The sequence below is a fragment of the Streptococcus oralis genome (assembly GCF_023110055.1).
GTDB lineage: Bacteria > Bacillota > Bacilli > Lactobacillales > Streptococcaceae > Streptococcus > Streptococcus oralis_BY.
In genome coordinates, this window is record NZ_JALDVG010000001.1 from 1,003,844 (window position 1) to 1,026,010 (window position 22,167).

Annotated in this window: 22 protein-coding genes and 1 pseudogene; 12 read left to right on the forward strand and 11 right to left on the reverse strand. The window is 41.0% G+C overall.

What is annotated here, in order from left to right:
- Nucleotides 1–4 precede the first annotated feature (4 nt).
- The 4 genes from M1G01_RS04855 to recJ all read right to left on the reverse strand — a co-directional run bounded on the left by M1G01_RS04855 (nucleotide 5) and on the right by recJ (nucleotide 6,250).
- Nucleotides 5–1,666 carry a ribonuclease J gene (locus M1G01_RS04855; RefSeq protein WP_000065608.1) on the reverse strand — a complete coding sequence of 554 codons (1,662 nt, stop codon included), beginning with the start codon at nucleotides 1,664–1,666 and terminating at the stop codon, nucleotides 5–7.
- 500 nt (nucleotides 1,667–2,166) lie between these two features.
- The gene (locus M1G01_RS04860; RefSeq protein ID WP_000754477.1) at nucleotides 2,167–2,814 is read right to left on the reverse strand and encodes a COG3942 and LysM peptidoglycan-binding domain-containing protein; all 648 of its coding nucleotides are present in this window, start codon (nucleotides 2,812–2,814) and stop codon (nucleotides 2,167–2,169) included.
- Nucleotides 2,815–3,170: 356 nt separating this feature from the next.
- Nucleotides 3,171–4,031, reverse strand: a complete 861-nt coding sequence (locus M1G01_RS04865) for a hypothetical protein (protein ID WP_247931288.1) — start codon at nucleotides 4,029–4,031, stop codon at nucleotides 3,171–3,173.
- 2 nt (nucleotides 4,032–4,033) lie between these two features.
- Nucleotides 4,034–6,250, reverse strand: coding sequence for a single-stranded-DNA-specific exonuclease RecJ (gene recJ, locus M1G01_RS04870; protein ID WP_282184872.1), 2,217 nt, complete (start codon nucleotides 6,248–6,250; stop codon nucleotides 4,034–4,036).
- Between the two features lie 177 nt (nucleotides 6,251–6,427).
- Between recJ and M1G01_RS04875 the strand changes: the two genes are divergently transcribed.
- The 5 genes from M1G01_RS04875 (at nucleotide 6,428) to M1G01_RS04895 (ending at nucleotide 10,262) form a co-directional block, all read left to right on the forward strand.
- On the forward strand, nucleotides 6,428–7,186 hold the full coding sequence (locus M1G01_RS04875; RefSeq protein ID WP_000177026.1) for an amino acid ABC transporter ATP-binding protein: 759 nt from the start codon (nucleotides 6,428–6,430) through the stop codon (nucleotides 7,184–7,186).
- A gap of 10 nt (nucleotides 7,187–7,196) precedes the next feature.
- Nucleotides 7,197–7,991 (forward strand): transporter substrate-binding domain-containing protein, encoded by a 795-nt coding sequence (locus M1G01_RS04880; protein WP_000726200.1) that lies wholly within the window; start codon nucleotides 7,197–7,199, stop codon nucleotides 7,989–7,991.
- Nucleotides 7,992–8,003: 12 nt separating this feature from the next.
- Nucleotides 8,004–8,681 carry an amino acid ABC transporter permease gene (locus M1G01_RS04885; protein ID WP_247931290.1) on the forward strand — a complete coding sequence of 226 codons (678 nt, stop codon included), beginning with the start codon at nucleotides 8,004–8,006 and terminating at the stop codon, nucleotides 8,679–8,681.
- 9 nt (nucleotides 8,682–8,690) lie between these two features.
- Complete coding sequence (locus tag M1G01_RS04890) at nucleotides 8,691–9,350, forward strand: amino acid ABC transporter permease (protein WP_000443890.1); 660 nt, start codon at nucleotides 8,691–8,693, stop codon at nucleotides 9,348–9,350.
- A gap of 129 nt (nucleotides 9,351–9,479) precedes the next feature.
- Nucleotides 9,480–10,262: a DUF4037 domain-containing protein gene (locus M1G01_RS04895; protein ID WP_247931291.1), complete on the forward strand. Its 783-nt coding sequence runs from the start codon at nucleotides 9,480–9,482 to the stop codon at nucleotides 10,260–10,262.
- 141 nt (nucleotides 10,263–10,403) lie between these two features.
- Here M1G01_RS04895 and M1G01_RS04900 read toward each other — a convergent pair whose 3' ends face one another.
- The 3 genes from M1G01_RS04900 to M1G01_RS04910 form a co-directional block, all read right to left on the reverse strand.
- Nucleotides 10,404–10,841, reverse strand: coding sequence for an Rrf2 family transcriptional regulator (locus tag M1G01_RS04900; protein ID WP_049490302.1), 438 nt, complete (start codon nucleotides 10,839–10,841; stop codon nucleotides 10,404–10,406).
- A gap of 164 nt (nucleotides 10,842–11,005) precedes the next feature.
- Nucleotides 11,006–11,947: a hypothetical protein gene (locus M1G01_RS04905; protein ID WP_042902760.1), complete on the reverse strand. Its 942-nt coding sequence runs from the start codon at nucleotides 11,945–11,947 to the stop codon at nucleotides 11,006–11,008.
- Nucleotides 11,948–12,110: 163 nt separating this feature from the next.
- Nucleotides 12,111–12,962, reverse strand: a complete 852-nt coding sequence (locus M1G01_RS04910; RefSeq protein ID WP_125413423.1) for a metallophosphoesterase family protein — start codon at nucleotides 12,960–12,962, stop codon at nucleotides 12,111–12,113.
- A 196-nt stretch (nucleotides 12,963–13,158) separates the two neighbouring features.
- On the opposite strand from M1G01_RS04910, the gene M1G01_RS04915 reads away from it, so the two are divergent.
- The 3 genes from M1G01_RS04915 (at nucleotide 13,159) to thrS (ending at nucleotide 16,371) form a co-directional block, all read left to right on the forward strand.
- The gene (locus M1G01_RS04915) at nucleotides 13,159–13,533 is read left to right on the forward strand and encodes a hypothetical protein (RefSeq protein ID WP_125413422.1); all 375 of its coding nucleotides are present in this window, start codon (nucleotides 13,159–13,161) and stop codon (nucleotides 13,531–13,533) included.
- 257 nt (nucleotides 13,534–13,790) lie between these two features.
- Complete coding sequence (locus tag M1G01_RS04925; RefSeq protein ID WP_080978793.1) at nucleotides 13,791–14,417, forward strand: adenylate kinase family protein; 627 nt, start codon at nucleotides 13,791–13,793, stop codon at nucleotides 14,415–14,417.
- Nucleotides 14,418–14,427: 10 nt separating this feature from the next.
- Nucleotides 14,428–16,371, forward strand: coding sequence for a threonine--tRNA ligase (thrS, locus tag M1G01_RS04930; protein ID WP_070569184.1), 1,944 nt, complete (start codon nucleotides 14,428–14,430; stop codon nucleotides 16,369–16,371).
- 55 nt (nucleotides 16,372–16,426) lie between these two features.
- On the opposite strand, the gene M1G01_RS04935 is transcribed toward thrS, so the two are convergent.
- Nucleotides 16,427–16,789, reverse strand: a complete 363-nt coding sequence (locus M1G01_RS04935; protein WP_070569187.1) for a MerR family transcriptional regulator — start codon at nucleotides 16,787–16,789, stop codon at nucleotides 16,427–16,429.
- 77 nt (nucleotides 16,790–16,866) lie between these two features.
- Between M1G01_RS04935 and M1G01_RS04940 the strand changes: the two genes are divergently transcribed.
- Nucleotides 16,867–17,244: a carboxymuconolactone decarboxylase family protein gene (locus M1G01_RS04940; protein WP_083303905.1), complete on the forward strand. Its 378-nt coding sequence runs from the start codon at nucleotides 16,867–16,869 to the stop codon at nucleotides 17,242–17,244.
- Between the two features lie 47 nt (nucleotides 17,245–17,291).
- Here the strand turns inward: M1G01_RS04940 and M1G01_RS04945 are convergent.
- From M1G01_RS04945 to M1G01_RS04955, 3 genes and pseudogenes are all read right to left on the reverse strand, one after another.
- Nucleotides 17,292–17,444: pseudogene (locus M1G01_RS04945) on the reverse strand (IS3 family transposase); the annotation flags it as partial.
- 102 nt (nucleotides 17,445–17,546) lie between these two features.
- Nucleotides 17,547–18,521 (reverse strand): sensor histidine kinase, encoded by a 975-nt coding sequence (locus M1G01_RS04950; RefSeq protein ID WP_247931292.1) that lies wholly within the window; start codon nucleotides 18,519–18,521, stop codon nucleotides 17,547–17,549.
- The gene (locus M1G01_RS04955; protein WP_070696863.1) at nucleotides 18,514–19,191 is read right to left on the reverse strand and encodes a response regulator transcription factor; all 678 of its coding nucleotides are present in this window, start codon (nucleotides 19,189–19,191) and stop codon (nucleotides 18,514–18,516) included. The genes M1G01_RS04950 and M1G01_RS04955 overlap by 8 nt, the downstream gene beginning before the upstream one ends.
- A 322-nt stretch (nucleotides 19,192–19,513) precedes the next feature.
- Between M1G01_RS04955 and M1G01_RS04960 the strand changes: the two genes are divergently transcribed.
- The 3 genes from M1G01_RS04960 to M1G01_RS04970 all read left to right on the forward strand — a co-directional run bounded on the left by M1G01_RS04960 (nucleotide 19,514) and on the right by M1G01_RS04970 (nucleotide 22,133).
- Nucleotides 19,514–20,083 carry a TetR/AcrR family transcriptional regulator gene (locus tag M1G01_RS04960; protein WP_247931509.1) on the forward strand — a complete coding sequence of 190 codons (570 nt, stop codon included), beginning with the start codon at nucleotides 19,514–19,516 and terminating at the stop codon, nucleotides 20,081–20,083.
- A gap of 85 nt (nucleotides 20,084–20,168) precedes the next feature.
- A complete protein-coding gene (locus tag M1G01_RS04965; RefSeq protein WP_247931293.1) occupies nucleotides 20,169–20,945 on the forward strand; it encodes a ferredoxin reductase domain-containing protein in 777 nt (258 codons plus the stop codon).
- A gap of 111 nt (nucleotides 20,946–21,056) precedes the next feature.
- Nucleotides 21,057–22,133 carry a DUF2974 domain-containing protein gene (locus M1G01_RS04970; RefSeq protein ID WP_247931294.1) on the forward strand — a complete coding sequence of 359 codons (1,077 nt, stop codon included), beginning with the start codon at nucleotides 21,057–21,059 and terminating at the stop codon, nucleotides 22,131–22,133.
- Nucleotides 22,134–22,167 lie beyond the last annotated feature (34 nt).

Here is a 22,167-nt window from a genome sequence, read left to right on the forward strand (position 1 = left end):
CTTATTATTTTGCTTCCATCACGACTGGCAAGATTGCCGGGCGACGCTTGGTTTGATCAAAGAGGTACTTGGTCAGATTGTCGCGAACCTTGCCTTTGAGATCTGCCCAATCAAAGTCATCACCTTGAAGATACTCTTCTACCGTTTGGTTAATCAATTCTGAACTTTCACGGAGAATGTCACGACTCTTCTTGAGATAAACGAATCCACGCGTGTGAACACGGGCCTTAGCCACAATTTTCTTCTCACGACGGTTGACAGTGATCGCCACGATAAAGATTCCATCCTCTGACAAGACCTTACGGTCACGAAGGACGACATTTCCAACATCCCCGATGGCATTTCCGTCAATCAAGACATCCCCAGCAGAAACAGCTCCAGCTGGAACAAAGTCTCCATGTTCATAAGACATGGTCGTTCCCTTTTTAGGGATGAAGATGCGTTCTGGCAACATTCCAACTGCCATGGCAGCCTTGGCATGCGCATCTAACTCACGGTACTCTCCTTGGATAGGGAAGAGGTAGTTTGGTTGCAAAAGATTGATCATTAACTGCAAATCACGCGCATTCCCATGTCCGGATACTCGCAAGCTTTGGGTAATGAGTTTCACCACACCACCAGCTTGGTAGATCATGTTTTCAACACGCGCCATGACAGCTTCTTTTGCGATAGATGGAGTGGTTACGATATAGACCAAGTCCCCATCTTTGATTTCCACATAACGGTGGCGTCCAATGGACATCTTGCGAAGTCCATTAATCGGCTCACCCATACGGCCCGTCTCAAGGATAATCAACTCATGGTCGTCAAAACGAGACATTTCTTTGGGTTTAATCAAGAGACTTTCATTGGCTAGAGACAATTTTTTGAGTCGAATCGCAGTGCGGACGATATTTTCAATATCAAATCCAGTCAAAACAACTCGGCGACCTGTATCTGCTGCAGCATCAAAAACCTGCTGGATACGAGAAAGGTTGCTGGCAACTGCGGCAACGATGATACGACCTTCCCAATCTGCAATGGTCTGGGTAATTTCGTCTCCAACTTCACTCTCACTCGCCACCTGGATATTGCTGTCTGCATTGGCTGAATCACTGAGGAGCGCCAAGACACCATCACGACCGATTTCTGCCAAACGAGCAAAATCCGTCGCATAGGATTCGCTAGCTGTCTGGTCAAACTTGAAGTCCCCTGTATAAACGATGCTACCTTCAGCTGTTTTCAGGACTATTCCCAAACTTTCTGGGATAGAGTGAGTTGTACGGAAGAAGGAAACCACAGTCCCTCCAAAATCAATCTCCGTATCTTCATCAATCACATGGAAGTCATTGAATTTCTTAACCGTATCATTTCCTTTGACAAAGAGTTTGGCCAACTCAATGGTCAACTCAGAACCAAATACAGGCACCTTAGCCTCTGCCAAAAGATAAGGCAGGGCACCAATGGCATCTGCATGTCCGTGGGTCAAAAAGACCCCTGCGATACGATCGCTATTTTCAAAAAGGTAGTCCATATTTGGAATGACGACATCAACACCTAGTTGTTCATTTTCAGGGTATTTAAGCCCCGCATCCAAAACAAAAATAGAACCATCGATTTCAGCGATGTACATATTTTTACCATTTTCTCGTACACCACCTAGTGTTGTTAAACTAATATTACTCATTTTCCCTCCGAAACTTCATTTATCTTGATTATAGGGCGAATTTACCCTCTTATTCTAAAAGTTCTAAAACTTCCAGCCGAATCTTTTCCTACCATTATACCATTTTTTTGATTATTTTCAAAACGAAGATCGGTTTTTAACTAGAGATTAGTCACTACTGTGAATCGAATTCTTTTACTTTGACTTCTCTTTTGGAGGCTTCATCTAAGATAATAGAACGATTGTACCATCAAAATTATGGACTTTCTGAATCAATTTGATTTCAGATACCTTTCTCGAACTCTAAATTTTTCTTTTAGTTCAAAAAACTTGCTTTTACCTCTCGACTTGAGAACTATTTCCTACAAAGACATGGTTTATCTACATCCAAAAGCGAAAATTTCCTGTTCGCTACAGAATCTAAAAAATTTTCAGCAATTAGCCACTAAGATAGAGGATAACGTTAGGAAATTTCTTCAAAAAGAAAAAAGACTTAGAAATTCTAAATCTTTTTATCATCTTTAGTTTGGATAGATATAAGTGACGTTACCTAAAAATTCATGAGGATTAAAGAAGCCACGGTAATTTGCAATCTGCTTTTGACGTCTGTAGTTTGCTTCCAATACCTGGATGGAGTTTTCACTTTGAACATCTGTTACATAAGCAACGTGTCCATATTCACCACCATCCCAAACGGCGATTGCTCCTACTACTGGAACACTTCCTGTCTTATAGCCTTGAGCACTCGCGTAGATTGCCCACGTGTTGGCATTTCCCCACCAGTTGCTAGCCCAAGGCGCCAATTCTTTCACACCCCATGTACACTGACCAACAGGGTATGAGTTTCCATAGTTTGTCGGAGTCTTTTCGACAACATCCTCTGTATCTGATACCACGTTCGCAGTGCTAGCTGGAGCACTGTAGGTTGAGCTAGCCTGAGCGGAACCACTCACTTCCAATACATCGCCTGGGTGGATAGTGTCAAAGATGGTTTTTCCATTCAAAGCTGCCAACTCATGCGGATCCATGCCGTTTGCAGTTGCGATGGCATAAAATGAATCACCGTCTTGGACAACGTAAGAGTTCGCGTGCACAGTTTGAGCACCAACTGTAGCTAAAATAGCCGTAGAAGTCAAACCAAGAGTCAGTTTCGTAACTGTTTTTTTCATAACTGGATTCCCCTTATATTTTCTTGATAAGAAAATCATACTTGATTTACATGTCAGTTCGTTTAGAGTTATATTTTAGTCATGTTACAAAAATTTATACTTTTACTACATAAGGTTTAAAAGCAGACATCGTATAAAGTGATAGAAGAGAATAAAAATGAATCATTCCCCCAATCTTTTCATCAGTAAATCACTCAAAAGACCGTCTTCTCAACCACTCCCACATCAAGCATTTATCCGTCAAAAAGAGACCGAGATAGGTCATCTCAGTCCCTTTCCATCTATAACTCCATCAAAAAATCATACATTTCTTGCACGGTACCCAGCGCCATCATTTCTTGGTATTTGACGGTTCTTTAGCTATCTTTTTCTACTATCTCTGGAAAATAACTTTCAAAATATGCCTTGGTAAGGCTAAATAAATGTAATTTTTTACCCTCAATATTCACAAAATTCATTTTATCATTGATTCCTTCTAATTTTAAATCATAGACATATTTATTTTCTAAAATATCAATAAAAAATATTTTAATCTTTTCAATATCTTCAATTCTTGAGTCAAACTTCAATAGTAGATTATTTGAGGTTTTCTTATCAATCATAAATCTTTCTTCAGCCTTTAATTTATGATTACCTCCCGATCCATTTTTTTCTATATATTCTATTTTATCAATTAAGGCATGACCTAACCCAATATTTCTAATTTTTATAAGAATAGCAATCGATTCTTCATCTTGAGCATCTTCTTTGTTAATCTTTATATAATTATACTGACAGATATAATTCTTGCCTTGTTTCTTGCCTTGTTTCTTGCCTTGTTTCTTGCCTTGTTTCTTGCCTTGTTTCTTGCCTTGTTCTGAATCTATTTTTAAACAATTAGAGGTATGTTTATGTTTATCTTTACTTCCCATTTGTTCATAATTTAATCCAACATTCAATATTGGTCTAACTGAGTCACGTTTTTCTTCCCTATATTTTGTATTTTCATTCTTTAGAGTATATACAATCAAATAACTCCCAATAATTGACCCATAATAAGCTAACCAATCAAAGTCTATTGTTTTTCTCAAATTAATACCAAAATCTTCAGTTCCAAAGTGCGTTTTTAAAACAATTTTTACAACAGCATACAATATAGGTAAAAAAGACACAAAAAAGAATATTACTATTACTTTATCTTTAACAATCCAGCTTGAAATTTTCTTTAAAGACTTCATGATTATCCTTTCAAAAAATCATACATTTCTTGCACTGTCCCCAGCGCCATCATTTCTTGATCTTTGACGGTTTGTTTAAGTTTTTGGTATATCTGACTTTCTCCAATCTCCCTCTTTGGCGCTTCTTTATTGACTGTCATGACACCATCTTTGATCGTCACAAAGCCCAGCTCTTCAAATACTTGAATCATCTTGACCAGCAAGATTTGTTGGATATTGAGATAAGCCGCCAGATCCTTCAGCTTGTAGCGAATATCAAACTCTGGAAACTGGTAAATAGTCTTGTACAATTTAGCAAACTGTTCTCTAGTCCCATAACCTGTTAAATAGTAGGCCTTGTCTATGTCGTTTTTGAAATAGACCGCAGAGAAATTTTGTTCCTGAAAAATGGTCTTCAGCAAGGTAATATCTTCTGGAATAGTTTTCACAACAATCGCGTCGCTGGTCGCTAGATCTGGCACCTCTCCAGAGAAATCCAAGACCGGAACCCCTTCTGGCAAGACTGCGTTCTTCCCACGAATGTTAAAGAGTTGAACACCTTCCACACGCGCATCTACCATCATCAACTGCAAAGCAGTTTGCCCATTCCATTGGTTGACAGACAAGGTGACTGCCAATTCTAGGTTTTTTGTTTGGGCAAACTCTGTTGCCCATCTACCTTGTCCAAAGGCCACCACTTCAAAACTCGCCTCACCCTTGGAAATTTTTAGTTTGAGGTGGGCATTGCCTGCTCCCATAGTACGGGCACTCTCGACATGAAAATCCTTGATATAAAAGACAGGTTTCTGATTGTCCATTCCAAAGGGTGCCAAGCGTTCAAAACTTTTAACCGTTTCCAAGCTAAGAGTCTCCAAGTCTAGCTCTTCATCTAGATTTAACTTGTTCTTACCACTAGCATCTGCGCCTTTTTCACGGATATAATCTTCCAAAACCTGAGATAAATCTGTGAGTTTCTCAACTTCCAGCGTCATTCCAGCTGCACCAGCATGGCCACCGAATGCGATGAAGAGATCTCGGTGGGGATCCAAGGCTTCAAAAATATCGACCGCTTCCACACTACGAGCGCTACCCTTGGCACGATCATCTTCTATATTAAGAACGATGACTGTCTGCCCTAGTTCTTCCAACAAACGACCAGCAACGATACCCAGAACGCCAGGATTCCAGCCTTCCTTTGCCAAGACCTGGACCTTCTTCTCAGGATCCACCATGGTCTTAGCTTCTTCATAGATTGACTGAACGATTTCCTTGCGCTCTTCATTTTTCTGGTGAATCATGAGGGCAATCTCATGAGCTTCCTCGTCGTCAAACCCAGTCAGCAAATCAATGGCAGGATTGGGATCATCCAATCGCCCCAAGGCATTTAAACGAGGGGCAATCTGAAAGCCAACCGTTTCTTCCGTTACTTCATTAGCAGCAATCCCAGCCATATCCAGCATTTCTTGTAGACCAATACGCTGAGTATGCCCCAGCATCTCCAGACCATATTGAACCAAAATACGGTTTTCATCTGTCAGGCTCACCATATCTGCAATGGTACCGATAGCGACCAAATCAAGCAATTCCACTTGCACTTCTTCTAAAAGGGCGCAAGCCAGCTTGAAAGCCACTCCGCATCCGGCCAAATATTTGAAGGGATAGTCTGCATCCGGATGCTCAGGATGGACAATCGCATAGGCTTCAGGAAGGGTTTCCGGCATGGAATGGTGGTCGGTCACAATGACATCCACTCCCATAGCCTGAGCCAATTCAATGGCCTCATGACCAGCAACCCCATTGTCCACTGTCACAATCAAGGAAATTCCCTCTTGCTCGATAAAGTATTTATAGACACTGGCATTGGGACCATAGCCATCGGTAAAGCGATTTGGTAGGTAAACACGGCACTCCGCACCAAGCTGTTCCAAACTTTCCTTCACAATCGAAGCCGAAGTCATGCCATCCGCATCATAGTCACCGTAAACGAGGATATTCTCCCCTTCTTCAATGGCCTGACGAATCCGTTCCACTGCCTTTTCCATATCATGGAGCAGATAGGGGTCATGTAAGTCCTCTAAAGAAGGTTCTAAAAACTTCTTTAGACTTTCTTCATCCTGAATCCCTCTTTCAAATAATAACCGAGCCACCTCAGGACCCAGTCCAGCCTTCTTGGCTATCTTTGTAAAATCCGCATCTTCAACCTGCGGGGCAAACTGCCATTCATAAGTAGGAGTTATCAAAAAAACATCCACTCTTTCTAAGAATTCTATCGTTTCATTATAACATGATTTAGGCATTTTCTCTATCCAGATTGCTTTTTTATAAAATTTTAGTGAATTTTTTTCAGATATGATTTGACAAGAACATTCTTTTGGTGTAGAATCATGTTATAAAATCTAACACAAAGGAGATCTCTCATGACTTTAGTAGAATTTAAACACGTCGAAAAATATTACGGAGACTACCACGCACTCCGCGACATCAATCTCCGTTTTGAAAAAGGACAAGTTGTTGTCCTGCTTGGACCTTCTGGTTCTGGGAAGTCCACTCTTATCCGTACCATCAATGGTTTGGAGGCTGTTGACAAAGGAAGTCTCCTAGTCAATGGACACCAAGTAGCAGGTGCTAGCCAGAAAGATTTGGTGCCTCTTCGTAAGGAAGTCGGCATGGTTTTCCAACATTTTAACCTTTATCCACACAAAACAGTGTTAGAAAATGTGACACTTGCTCCCGTTAAAGTTCTTGGAATTGATAAAAAAGAAGCTGAAAAAACAGCCCAAAAATATCTGGAATTTGTAAATATGTGGGACAAGAAAGATTCCTACCCAGCTATGCTGTCTGGTGGACAAAAACAGAGAATCGCCATCGCACGTGGTCTTGCCATGCATCCGGAACTCCTCCTCTTTGATGAACCAACATCTGCCCTTGACCCTGAAACCATCGGAGATGTTCTAGCAGTTATGCAAAAACTGGCACATGATGGGATGAATATGATCATCGTTACCCACGAAATGGGCTTTGCCCGTGAAGTTGCGGACCGCATTATCTTTATGGCCGACGGAGAGGTTTTAGTAGACACGACAGATGTCGATGACTTTTTTGACAATCCAAGCGAACCTCGTGCCCAACAATTCCTCAGCAAAATTATCAACCACGAAAGTGACAAAGTCAAATAAGGAGGCGCCTATGAAAAAGAAATTCTTTTTATACGCATTATTGATTAGCCTTTTCAGCCTTACTGCTGCCAAACCAGTCCAAGCCGATACCAGTGTGGCAGACATTCAAAAAAGAGGCGAACTAGTTGTCGGTGTCAAACAAGACGTTCCCAATTTTGGCTACAAGGATCCCAAGACCGGGACCTATTCTGGTATCGAAACGGACTTGGCCAAGATGATTGCAGACGAACTCAAAGTCAAGATTCGCTACGTTCCTGTTACCGCGCAAACTCGTGGACCGCTCCTAGACAATGAACAGGTCGACATGGATATCGCAACCTTCACCATCACAGACGAACGTAAAAAACTATACAACTTCACCAGTCCCTACTATACGGACGCTTCTGGTTTTTTGGTCAATAAATCCGCCAACATCAAAAGTATTGAGGACCTAAACGGTAAAACCATTGGGGTTGCTCAAGGATCCATCACCCAACGCCTGATTACTGAACTGGGTAAAAAGAAAGGTCTAACCTTTAAATTCGTCGAACTTGGTTCCTACCCAGAATTGATTACTTCCCTTCACGCTCACCGTATTGATGCCTTTTCCGTGGACCGCTCTATCCTGTCAGGCTACATTAGTAAACGGACAGAACTACTAGATGATAGTTTCAAGCCATCTGACTACGGTATCGTCACCAAGAAATCAAATACCGAGCTAAACGACTATCTTGATAGCTTGGTCACTAAATGGAGCAAGGACGGTAGTTTGCAGAAACTTTATGACCGTTACAAGCTCAAACCATCTAGCCATACCGCAGATTAAGGAGGACACCCCATGACAGATTTATCATCTTGGACAGCCTATTTTGAGGATTTTGGACAATTTTTCAATGGGTTCCTCTTTACCCTTGCCCTAGCAATCGGATCCTTTATCCTCGCCATGCTTTTGGGCATCTTCTTTGGGGCCTTGTCAACCAGCAAACGCCCATTCTTGCGTGTTTTGGCTCGTATCTTTGTCGAATTTTACCAAAATACTCCCCTCTTGGTGCAGTTTGTCATCGTCTTTTATGGTTTGCCTCTTATCAGTGACCACACCATCATGATTCCGATTTATTGGACAGCTGTACTTTGTGTGGGACTCTATCACGGCGCCTATATCGCTGAGGTTATTCGTTCAGGGATTCAGTCTATTCCTAGCGGTCAAATGGAGGCCGCCCTGTCGCAAGGTTTTACCTATATCAGTGCCATGCGCTTGATTATCTTACCTCAGGCCTTCCGTATCATTCTCCCTCCATTGACCAATCAAATTGTTAACCTCATCAAGAACACCTCTACCGTAGCTATCATCTCTGGAGTGGACTTGATGTTTGTGACTAAGTCTTGGTCGGCTCTCAATGGAAACTATATTCCAGCATTTTTAGGTGCTGCCCTGCTCTACTTTGCTCTTTGCTTCCCTGTTGCCCAGTTTGGTCGCAAGATGGAGCAAGCCAACAAAAAAGCCTATTCACTTTAGGAGGTTACTATGGAATCTATTTTAGAAGTTTTGACCCCAGATAACCTAGTCTTTATCTTTAAAGGATTTGGCTTAACCCTCTACATTTCTCTGATTGCTATCGTCCTCTCGACCCTTATCGGAACAGTACTAGCCGTCATGAGAAATGGGAAAAATCCTGTCTTACGGATCATCTCCAGCATTTATATCGAGTTTGTACGTAACGTTCCCAACCTCCTCTGGATTTTCACTATCTTTTTGGTGTTTAAGATGAAGTCCACACCAGCTGGTATTACAGCCTTTACCCTCTTTACCTCAGCAGCCCTGGCTGAGATTATCCGAGGCGGTCTCAATGCCGTGGACAAGGGCCAGTATGAAGCAGGAATGTCGCAAGGATTCACCTCTGCGCAAATCCTCTACTACATCATTCTCCCACAAGCGATCCGCAAAATGCTGCCAGCTATCATTTCTCAGTTTGTAACTGTAATTAAGGATACCAGCCTTCTCTACTCTGTTATCGCCCTACAAGAGCTCTTTGGAGCTAGCCAAATTCTCATGGGACGCTATTTCGAACCAGAGCAGGTCTTCAGTCTTTATATCCTGATTGCCTTGATTTACTTTATCTTTAACTTTGCCATTTCTAGCCTGTCTCATAAGCTAGCAAAACGTTGGCAACAAGCCGCAGAATAAAAAAGAAATGTGAACTCAAAACAAGGGTTCACATTTTTTGCTATAAATGAAAAAGAGTAACTCAATGCTATGCAAACGTTTTACTTTTTGGTAAAATGACTTTAAAACCATAAAGCAAGGAGAAAAATCATGATCCACGAACTTTGCAAAGAATTCTCTCAACTGGAACAAGTAGAAGCTATCGCTCTTGGTGGTTCTCGTGCAGGACAAGCCTACGATCAAAACTCTGATTATGACGTTTATGTCTATCTTAACTCACCTATTGACGAGAAAACTCGTCAAATCATTCTTAGCAACTATTGCTCCTATATGGAAATTGGAAACCAGTTTTGGGAGTTAGAGGATGACTGCGTACTAAACAACGGTATCGAAATCGAGTTGATTTATCGTTCGCTGGAGTCGTTTGAACAGGAATTGAACTCAACCGTTTTTCAACACAAAGCTCAAAATGCTTATACAACTTGCATGTGGCATAATCTACTCCACAGCAAGATTTTATACGACCCGAATGGACACTATGCTTCTCTCCAAAAGACTTACCAGATTCCCTATCCACAGGAACTCAAAAAGCATATCATTGAAAGGCAACTCCTTTTGCTAGAACAAGCCATGCCTGCCTTCTCTCACCAAATAGAAAAAGCTATCAAACGCCAAGATCTTCTCAGTATGAATCATCGTACGAGTGAGTTTTTTGCTTCCTACTTTGACTTGTTATTTGCGCTCAATGAGCAAACCCATCCTGGTGAAAAACGAATGTTGGAGTACACAAAGACCAATTGTACACTCCTCCCTAAGCAATTTGAAGAAACTATTCGCAAGTATTTCCAACTACTCTATCAACCACAACAAGGAGAACAAGCGATCGTAACCTTGCAAACTATCCTGAAGGAACTAAAAGCCATTTTGCCATAGACCAAAAAGAAAATGTGAATCTGAAACTGAGGCTCACATTTTTCTTTATAGTTTACCGTAAAGCCTCTAGTACACTTTTCCACAATTCTTCTTGCCCAACTCATAAAAAAGCGGCAATAGAAAAAGAGGAGCCTAGTCCTCTTACTTAGACAGTTTATTCTGAGCATCTGCCACAACCTGAGCCAGACTTGTCTGACGCAGTTGGTTTTCCATAGCTGCTTGAACATCGAACAGTTTTTGGTCCAAAACTGCATGGATATTCGCACCAATTGGGCAATTAGGATTTGGATTGTCATGGAAACTAAAGAGCTTACCGGATTTTCCTAAACACTCCACAGCTTGGTAGACATCCAACAAACTGATATCCTGAAGGTCTTTTATTATCTCAGTTCCTCCCGTACCACGAGCAACTGAAATCAATCCTGCTTTTTTGAGTTGCGATAAAGTCTTACGGATAATGACTGGATTGACTCCGACACTAGCCGCAAGAAAATCACTGGTTACCTTGCTGTCTGTATCCTGCATTGCAATAATAATCATCATATGAGTCGCAATTGTAAATCGGCTTGAAATTTGCATCTTCTTCTCCTTTCATTGATATTTTATTCATCTTTTCCCGTATAAACATTATACCGTTTTTGGTTTTCCTGTCAAATATTATCGACTGATTACCTTTTCCATGCAAAAAGTCCTGTATCCCTCTTGGCAACCAGAGCGGTAGAGGGCATACAAAGACTTATTTTTTATGCAATTTTACGGACAATCCCTTTTGTTTTATGACTTGACCAAACCGAGCTGATAGACGCCCCAGCACCAACTAAGGTAAACACAGCTAACATAGCTAGATTATAAAAATAATTTTTTGGGAAATCACCGTTAAAGATTAATTCATTCACCGCTCGGAAAGCAAAGGCAAACTCAACCCCTAGTTTGGAAACGACTTCCATCGCCAAATCAATTTGATTCACTAGAAAGACAGTAATCACCATCCAAATAGAGGAAATTACAATCCCCTTTCGAGATATCTTTCTTCCAAGGATTTCATATCCTTTAATGGTACAAATCCCCAGAACAATCCCCGCTACCATAGCTACATAACCTAGACGAGCGATAAATAGAGCAACTGCTCCACCAATCAAGGCTCCAAGCAACGCACCAACTGCTCCAAGAAGAACATTTTCCTTTTGATTTTGATAAGAATCCACCTCAATCTGAAGATTGCTCTTCAGCAATTGATAGCTTTCCTCATTGATAAGGAAAATTGAATCACCTAATTGATAGAGACCAACAGGACCCTCCTGACCACTGTAGGCACAGACTTGGACGAAATGATGGGTTTCAAGGAAGGCAACGAGATCTGTTATGAGCGTCTGTAACTTCTCAATTGTTTTTGATTTGCGCATGGCACCTTTTACAACAAAAGAAACAAGGTACTGGTTGATAGACAAGGTCGACAAGTTTGGAAGAGATTCACTCTTAAACTCATCCCAAACCAATTCGTTTTCTTCTGAATCCGCAGGATTGCCATTCAAACTCACACTGACACAAAGTCGAAACTGATTTTTCACATCAGTTTCTTGCAGGAAAAGTAAATAGCCTGACTGCGTGCCATAAATACTACGCGAATCTTCGTCAAATTGCAAGCCCAACTCCGAGGCAATGGCGTGTAACTCTTCTGGTTTCATTATCTGTCTCCTCTTATTTTGAATATCAATTAGTATGAGATTCAAATTAGTTATATTCCGTTATTCTAACATAAATTTGAGAAGCCGTCAATTCGTATCCAGTTCGACTTATCGCGAAACAGCAGCAGTCACTAGACTATCTGATTTCTAGCTAGAAGTCCTCTTAAAACCAATCTTTCTTGTCTCTTTCCATCCAGAGTTCAACATCCTGATCATAACCTTCTTGTTCACTAATCTGACCTAACAATTCATGGTTATGAGTGTGGTGAATTCCATTTACCAAACTTTCATAGTAGACCTGGAAATAGGGGAGCTTCAAATCTTTAGCCAACTGCAATTCAGTTTCCACATCATAATCCACACGACGAAAATCAACATCAGACAAACCTGCCTCATCAAACTCTAAGATCATATACTGGGCCCGCAGGTCCTTACGCAACTTCGCATCTAGAAAGAAAGGTTGTCCAATGGAACCTGGATTAAGAATCAACTGTCCATCACTTCCATAACGAAGAAACTGTTGGTGGATATGGCCATACACTGCAATAGAAGCATGTGGCTCCGTCACCAATCTATCAAAATCTTCTTGTTTTCCCGTATGAATCAACTCTCTACCCCAGTTTTTATCAGGGAGATGGTGTGTGATTCCCACCATCAAATCACCAAACTGACGATGAACTTGCATGGGTTGATTATTGAGGTCTTCGATTTCTTCAGGGCTGACCTCCTCTAAGATGTACTGACTTTGACGCAGGAGATAACGATGACTCGCTATTGTAGGATCTAACTTGCGATGCAGACCTCGCCAGAGACTATTCTCCCAATTTCCCAGAACTCTTACTGTAATAGGCAAGCTAGCTAAGAGGTCCAAGATCCTTCTACGTCCTGTCCCTGGCATCAGAATATCCCCTAAAAGCCAGTACTCATCTACCTCTGCCGCTCTTGCATCAGCCAGAACAGCTTCCAAAGCTGTCGTATTTCCATGTATGTCTGAAAGAACTGCTATTTTGGTCATTCTTTCTCCTTACTCTCTTAGTTCTTCTGTTAGTATTATAACAGAAAACACTCGAAAAGATCACTATCACTGATCACTGGATTAAATTGTAAGAGCTTTTAAATCGTGCTATAATATAAGTAGAGATTTCCCCTTCATTTAGGATTATGTGGTCTACAATATCTCTCATTTTTTTCCAGATTGGAGGACTATTGCCATGCGGAATTATCTTAAGTATATCCCATACTACCTTATTACTTTCTTTTTTTACTGGCCACTCTATGAGCTATTCTCACTACTCATCTCTGACCCATATACACTGAAGGGACTGTACATTTACAACATCATCCTCTTTTCACCTCTGGTAACCTTTATCGTATCGCTACTTTATAGCTATCGATTTCATTTCTCACTTTGGTGGCTACTCGGTATTGGTCTGCTCTATTGCTTTACCATCATCACCTTTGGTGAGTTCATCCTACTTTACTTCCTAGCCTATGAACTCTTTGCCCTACTTGGGTTGGCTGCTGGTGTGGGGATCAAGCATGTCTTCCAGCGAGAGAAAAATAAAAAAATTATACAAAAACCTTGAAAATTCTCGCAATCATGCTATAATAATGCATAGAGACAAGTCACTTAGTCCCTTTCTACTAGAGAGTGCGTGGTTGCTGGAAACGCATAGAAAGCCTAATCTGATACTACTCTACTGACTTTTATGCAAACATAAAACGGTGGCTACGTTAAAGCCAATCAGAGGTGTCCCTCTTTTTTGAGGAACATGAATGAAGGTGGAACCACGTTGCGACGTCCTTTTAGGATGTCGTTTTTGTTTTGTCAGAAGGAGGAAGAATGATGCTTTATATGATTGGCGGATCGCCTTGCAGTGGAAAGTCAACAATTGCCTCACTTCTTGCTAGACAGTATCAACTACTTCATATCAAACTGGATGATTTGGTAGAAAAGATGATGAGTCAAGCAAGTGAAGACTCACAGCCAATTTGCCTTCTTAGGCAGGATAGAAATCCAGAACAAATCTGGATGAGAAATCCAGAAGAGATGGCAGATGAAGAATGGCGCTTTTATGAAGAGATTTTTCCTTATGTAAAATCTTACTTGATAAAGAATCAAAACAGACCTCTCTTGGTGGAGGGAGCAGGACTTTTGCCTCACTTGGTAAAGAAGCTTGAATGTCCAGCATCTTCCTATCTATGCTTGACTCCGACAGCTGATTTTCAAAAAAAGCATTATATACAGAGAGAATGGGTTCCTTATGTCTTAGAGGGTACAACCAACCCCGAGCAAGCTTTTGAAAACTGGATGCAACGAGACATTCTTTTTGCTCAAATGGTTCGTAAGGAAGCGGTGAGATTAGGCTATCCTAGCCTCGTAACAGATGGTAGTCAATCAGAGAATCAGACTGCGGAAGAAGTTGCTCGGCTCTTAAAATTGTCCAACAAAAATAGAATAAATATTTAAGGAGAAAACCATGATTAAGATTACTTTCCCAGATGGCGCTGTTCGTGAATTCGAATCTGGCGTTACTACTTTTGAAATTGCCCAATCTATCAGCAATTCCCTAGCTAAAAAAGCCTTGGCTGGTAAATTCAACGGCAAACTCATCGACACGACTCGTGCTATCACTGAAGATGGAAGCATCGAAATCGTGACACCTGATCACGAAGATGCCCTTCCAATCTTGCGTCACTCAGCTGCCCACTTGTTTGCCCAAGCAGCTCGTCGCCTTTTCCCTGATATTCACTTGGGAGTTGGTCCAGCTATTGAAGATGGCTTCTACTACGATACGGACAATCAAGCTGGTCAAATCTCCAACGAAGATCTTCCTCGTATCGAAGAAGAAATGAAAAAAATCGTCAAAGAAAACTTCCCATCTATTCGTGAGGAAGTCACTAAAGACGAGGCGCGTGAAATCTTCAAGAACGACCCTTACAAGTTGGAATTGATCGAAGAACACTCTGAGGACGAAGGCGGTTTGACTATCTACCGTCAGGGGGAATACGTGGACCTTTGCCGTGGACCTCACGTCCCATCAACAGGCCGTATCCAAATCTTCCACCTTCTTCATGTAGCAGGTGCTTACTGGCGTGGAAATAGCGACAACGCGATGATGCAACGGATTTACGGTACAGCTTGGTTTGACAAGAAAGACTTGAAAAACTACCTTCAAATGCGTGAAGAAGCTAAAGAACGTGACCACCGTAAACTTGGAAAAGAGCTTGACCTCTTCATGATTTCACAAGAAGTTGGTCAAGGACTTCCATTCTGGTTGCCAAACGGTGCGACTATCCGTCGTGAATTGGAACGCTACATTGTCGACAAAGAGTTAGCTTCTGGCTATCAACACGTTTACACTCCACCACTTGCTTCTGTTGAGCTTTACAAGACTTCTGGTCACTGGGATCATTACCAAGAAGACATGTTCCCAACCATGGACATGGGTGACGGGGAAGAATTTGTTCTTCGTCCAATGAACTGTCCACACCACATCCAAGTCTTCAAACACCATGTTCACTCCTACCGTGAATTGCCAATCCGTATCGCTGAAATCGGTATGATGCACCGCTACGAGAAATCTGGTGCCCTCACTGGTCTTCAACGTGTGCGTGAAATGTCACTCAACGACGGTCACCTCTTCGTTACTCCAGAACAAATCCAAGAAGAATTCCAACGTGCCCTTCAGTTGATTATCGATGTTTATGAAGACTTCAACTTGACTGAATACCGCTTCCGTCTCTCTCTTCGTGACCCTCAAGATACTCACAAGTACTTTGACAACGATGAGATGTGGGAAAATGCCCAAACCATGCTTCGTGCAGCCCTTGATGAAATGGGCGTTGACTACTTTGAAGCTGAAGGTGAGGCAGCCTTCTACGGACCAAAATTGGATATCCAAGTTAAGACAGCTCTCGGAAAAGAAGAAACCCTTTCGACTATCCAGCTTGACTTCTTGCTTCCAGAACGTTTTGACCTCAAATACATCGGGGCTGATGGTGAAGAACACCGTCCAGTTATGATCCACCGTGGAGTTATTTCAACTATGGAACGCTTCACAGCTATCTTGATTGAGAACTACAAAGGTGCCTTCCCAACATGGCTTGCACCACACCAAGTAACTCTCATCCCAGTTTCTAACGAAAAACACGTAGACTACGCATGGGAAGTGGCTAAGAAACTCCGTGACCGCGGTGTCCGTGCAGATGTAGATGAGCGCAACGAAAAAATGCAGTTCAAGATCCGTGCTTCTCAAACTAGCAAGATTCCTTACCAATTGATCGTTGGGGATAAGGAAATGGAAGACGGAACAGTCAATGTTCGTCGCTATGGACAAAAGGAAACACAAACTGTCTCAGTTGATGACTTTGTCCAAGCTATCCTTGCTGATATCGCCAACAAATCACGCGTTGAGAAATAGAATTTATTAGATAGCGACGAAACCCGAGCCAATTGGCTCGGGTTTCGTTTATTGACTATTTGGAAAGATTCCTAATCTCTGCTTGATACCATTCAATTTTATTATCTAATTTTTTTAGTGAGATTTGCCAATTTTTAATTTGTTCTTTAACAAAGCTGCGGTGCTTCTGCAGCATTTCTAAGCGTTCTTTTAGGCTACTATAACCCTGGTAACGCAAGTCAGCATATCTCTGAATATCTTTCAAATGCATACCCGTATCTTTTAAACGTTGAATAAACTGAACCCAGGCAAGATCGTTTTCGTCGTAGGAACGCTGACCGCTTTGATCTCTATCAACTTTAATCAATCCTCGTTTTTCGTAGTATCGGAGTGTATGCGCTGATAAATTCACTTTTTGGGCAAAAAGACCGATTTTCATAAAAAAACTCCTTTAATTTCTTGACTTAGAGTATGGTCTAAGTTTTATAATTACATTGTAATCGTTTAAGGAGGTAAATGCAAATGAAAAACAAACGATTTGAACGTGGATTGGAAAGACTCAATCAGATTGATGGTGAGGGCGGTGAGCAGGTCATTTCCTCTCTGAAAGAAATAGCGCCAGATCTAGGAGACTATATTGTAGAATTTGCTTTTGGCGATATCTATAGTCGTGAAGGACTGAATCTACAGGAGCGAGAAATCGTCACTCTTGCTAGCCTTTTGACGCAGGGAGGTTGTGAAGTACAGCTGGAAGTACATATTCAAGCTGCTTTAAATGTTGGCTTAACCCCCGAAAAGATTATAGAATGCTTTTTACAATGCATCCCTTACGTTGGATTTCCTAGAGTACTAAATGCTGTTTTTTTAGCTGATAAACTATTTAAGAAAGAATAATAAAGGGGTGTTGAGTGGAACTAACTTCAAATAGGTAGACAAATTATTTAAGTAAAGGATTTAGTTCTGTATTGCACAGGGCTAAGTCCTTTTAGTTTGACTTTAATTCGTTTATTATTGTAGTAATCAATGTAGTCTACAATAGATTGCTCAAGGTCTTCTAAAGACCTAAAGTGCTTCTCATAACCGTAAAACATCTCTAAGCTATATCCTTGTTTTCTTAGTTCATAGATTTGAACTTTATCTTCATAACTCAATTTCATAATAAAGCACCCCAATCGGAGGCTTTTTCTCATTTATGTTTACTCAATAACGAGCTTCACTTCAACGAATTTAATCCTTACTATCGTTCCTTTTCCAACCTCAGACTCGATACGAATCTGGTGACCCAGTTCTTCAGAAATTTTCTTGGATAGGTAGAGGCCCAGTCCAGATGACTGCTGGGTCAAACGACCATTGTAGCCTGAAAAGCCACGTTCAAAGACTCGGAGCACATCACTGTTTTTAATCCCGATTCCCGTATCCTTGATACAGAGCTCCTGACCTTCCATATAAATCTCTAGCCCACCTTCTTTGGTGTACTTGAGACTGTTTGAGAGGATTTGTTCAATGACGACCAACAACCACTTCTTATCGGTCACGATGATTTTGTCAAGGTCATGGAGATTGAGCGCCAGTCCTTTTTGGATAAAGAAAAGAGCATACTTGCGAACCACTTCCTTCACCAGATCCTCCACTTGAACCTGTTCAAATACCAAGTCATCGTGAAAACTCTCTAAACGTAAGTACTGCAAAACCAGGTTGGTATAGGAGTCAATCTTAAAGATTTCCTGTTCCAGTTGCTGCTTGACCTCCCGATCAGAAACTTCTGCCACTAAAAGTCGACTAGCTGCAATGGGGGTCTTGATTTGGTGAACCCACAAGGTGTAGTAGTCCAGCAAATCCGTCAACTTGCTCTGCGCTTCAGACTTCTTTTGATACAATTCAGACTCACGCTCTTCGAGCTTTTCTGCTAGCGCACATTCCAAAGGAGACTTGGGGTCTCTCTCAGCATAGAGTACTTCCTGCCGGTAAACCTGAGCTTCTGCAAATATATCCCAAGCCAAAAATAAGAAGGTCAAAAAACTACTGAGCAGAAAGAAATAAAGAAAATAAGTTCCTAGACTAGCAAATAAAAACTGAAAGAGAAGGACGAGAAAGCCTAATGAAAAAATATAGGTAAAAACGCGACTGCGAGAACGCAGGTAGGCTAGAAAAAATGATTTCCAATCAAGCATGTTTCAGTCCGTATCCTATCCCTTTCTTGGTTTCGATAAACCCTGCTAAACCTTGCTCCTCCAACTTTTTACGCAGGCGAGCAACATTGACAGACAAGGTATTGTCATCGATGAAAAAGTCGCTATTCCAGAGTTCTCTCATCAAGTCATCACGCGCTACGATATTGCCAGCATGTTCAAACAAGACCCGCAAAATTTGAAATTCATTCTTGGTTAAGCTCAGGACTTCCCCCTGATAGTGCAGGTCCATAGACTTGGTATTGAGAATCACACCTGCATACTCTAGCAAACTTTCATCCCGCCCAAACTCATAGGAACGGCGCAACAAGCCTTGAACCTTGGCAAGGAGCACCTGCTGGTCAAAAGGCTTGGTCACAAAGTCATCCGCCCCCATATTGATTGCCATGACAATATCCATCGCCTGGTCTCTCGAAGACAAAAACATAATAGGCACCTTAGAAATCTTGCGAATCTCCTGGCACCAGTGGTAACCATTAAAAAGAGGCAGGCCAATATCCATGAGGACCAAATGAGGTTCTGACTGAACAAAAAGGCTCAATACTTCCATAAAATCTTCTACCAAAATGACCTCAAAGCCCCACTCAGAGAGCAGTTTCCCCACTTGTTGCCGAATGACTTGGTCATCTTCTACTAGTAAAATCTTGTGCATGCGCTCCTCCTTTGCTATTTCTCAAAGTATCAAAACCCTTCATATCAGATTTACAGATCAGTATCTCATACTGTTTAGCAGCCTATTTCCCAAATCCAGATCAGAAAACAGATGCTAAATAGAGAACATTCCCATTGATATCATACCTTATTTTTAACTATAGTTCCAGCCTTATCCTATATTTCCCTTTTTTGTGCTTATTTAGTTAGCGTTTCTTTAACTTATTTAATAGATCTAGCCTTCTTATTGACAAGCTAGCCATGATTTGTTAGAATATGAATGAACGAATAACGTTATTCATTCATGGAACAAAGGAGGTTAAATCATATTGGACAAAAAACAAGCTCTAAAAACAGCAGCTTATGACGTTTTTTCGAAAAAAGGTTACAAGGCAACAGGAATTTCAGAAATTGCTAGGCAAGCTGGTGTTGCAGTTGGTTCTTTTTATAACTATTACGAGAGTAAAGAAGCCATTTTTCTAGACATCTATATAGATGAAAACAACCGTGTTCGCCAAGCTATGATCGACGAACTGGATTGGGAAATTGACATGATCGACCTCATTGGTCAACTATTTTCTCATTCCAGAACTCTTGTTTCTTCCAATAAAATCCTTGCAGAATGGTACAATCCTGCCATCGCAGATGAGTTGCACAGCTACTATTCCTCGGAAAAAGGCAAAGTCGCAAATCCTTTTCATCAGTTTCTAGTTAAAACTTTTACAAATCGTATGCAGGCTGAAGGGTACTCGCCAGAAAAGATTCAAGATATTTTACAGGTTTATAATCTGTTTTACTATATGGATATGCATATCACGGAAAAAGATTTTCCAGATATTGGCAAAACTGTTGAAATACTTGCAACCAACTTCATTAAAGGAGTTCTAAAATAAAGAATGGATTTCTTTATTTTTTGAAAAGATATGAATGAATTTGTTTTTAGTTCATTCATAAAATTGAGAACAGGAGTCATAAAAAATGAAAAGAGGTAAAAAAATGTTTATTATCATTCTATCAACACTTGGAGTCTTAGGCCTTATAACTTGGGGTGCCATCGCTTATTTTGGACGAAGCCAGACATTATCGATAAAATCCATCGAAAACCCCAGCGGAGATTTGTATTTAATTCATATCACAAAGCCGAGTCATCAAACATGGAAAGCGGGGGCTTATGCTAAGTTTACACTCCCTGGTACCTCGTCTACTGCTAAAAAATATGAAGCTAAGGGAGAGCAAACCAGTCGATGGTTAACCATTGCCTCCACACCTGATGAAGATGAAATTCTCATTTTGACTCATAATAGTGGTAGCAACTTTAAGAACACCTTGACACATTTACCAGCTGGCAGTGAGATTGAGATGAGTTGGCTGGATTCCTCTTTGACTGTTAAAGATACGAATCAGCCACTAGTTTGCTTTGCATCTGATGTTGGTATTTCTGCTCTACGCCCCCTTATCAAAGAATGGTCTGGTAAAGCTCCAATTATTCTCAACCATTTTGACAAAGGAGTTACTATTTTCGATAATGAGATGAAAGAACTGGCTCAAAAAACACCGAATTTTACTTATAAAACTAGCGATGAACTTTCTCAAAGTCAAGAATTTTTAAAAAGTGCTATTGATGAATACGGCAATCAAGCCAGCTATCTCATCACAGGTCAGCCTGATGATGTAAATGAGATGAAGAATTTTTTAAAGGAAAATGGGATTGATAGCAAAAACATACAAGTAAGCTCGTTTAGAGGTTTGAAATAGGAGCAATCTATCTTCTATGTATTTCAATCAAACCCTACTAGGTCATTCGAACAAGCCTACTAGCTAATTCTAGGTAAATGTGATAGGATAAACATAGAGAAAGGAGCTTTTATGGCCAATATTTTTGACTACCTCAATGATGTAGCATACGATTCCTTTTATGATCTCCCCGTGAATGAGTTAGATGTTCTTGCCTTGACTGAGTTGACCTATCTTTCTTTCGATGATGTAGTCACCCAAGAACCAAAGCGCCTCATAGATCTTGCACCCCAAATTCCTAGAGACACGACGATGTTGACCAATAAAAACCGTCTCCAGTTGTTGGATCAGCTCGCTCAACACAAACGCTTTAAAAATTGCAAGCTTTCAGACTTTATCAACGATATCGATCCTGAATTGCAAAAACAGTTTGCGGCTATGACTTATCGTATCAGTCTCGATACTTATTTGCTTGTTTTTCGTGGGACGGATGATAGTATCATCGGTTGGAAAGAAGATTTCCATATGACCTATATGAAAGAAATCCCAGCTCAAAAACACGCCCTGCAGTATTTAGAAGACTTTTTTGCTCAACATCCTAATCAAAAGGTTGTCATGGCAGGACACTCAAAAGGGGGCAATCTAGCTGTCTATGCTGCCAGTCAACTTGATCCAAACTTACAGAAAAACATTGTCGCTGTCTACACTTTTGATGCCCCTGGACTTCACAAGGAACTAACCGAAACAGCTGGCTATCAAAACATGATGGAAAGAACGAAAGTATTTGTCCCACAAGGGTCTATCATCGGGATGATGCTGGAAATTCCTGATAAAAAAATCGTCGTTCGAAGCACTGCCTTGGGTGGTCTTGCCCAGCATGACACCTTTAGTTGGCAGGTTGAAGACAAACACTTTGTCCAACTAGACGAGACCAATAGTGACAGCCAGCAAGTTGATACTACCTTCAAGGAATGGGTTGAAACTGTCCCTGATACGGAACTGCAGCTCTACTTTGACCTCTTTTTTGGAATTATTCTTGATGCAGGCATCTCCTCTATCAACGATCTTTCTTCCTTCAAGGTCATTGAACACGTTCACCATCTCTTTGTCCAAGCTCAATCCCTCACTCCCGAAGAAAGAGAAACCATGGGACGCTTAACCCAACTCTTGATTGATACCCGTTACCAAGCTTGGAAAAATCGAGAATAGACAAAAACCAACTAATCTAACGATTAGTTGGTTT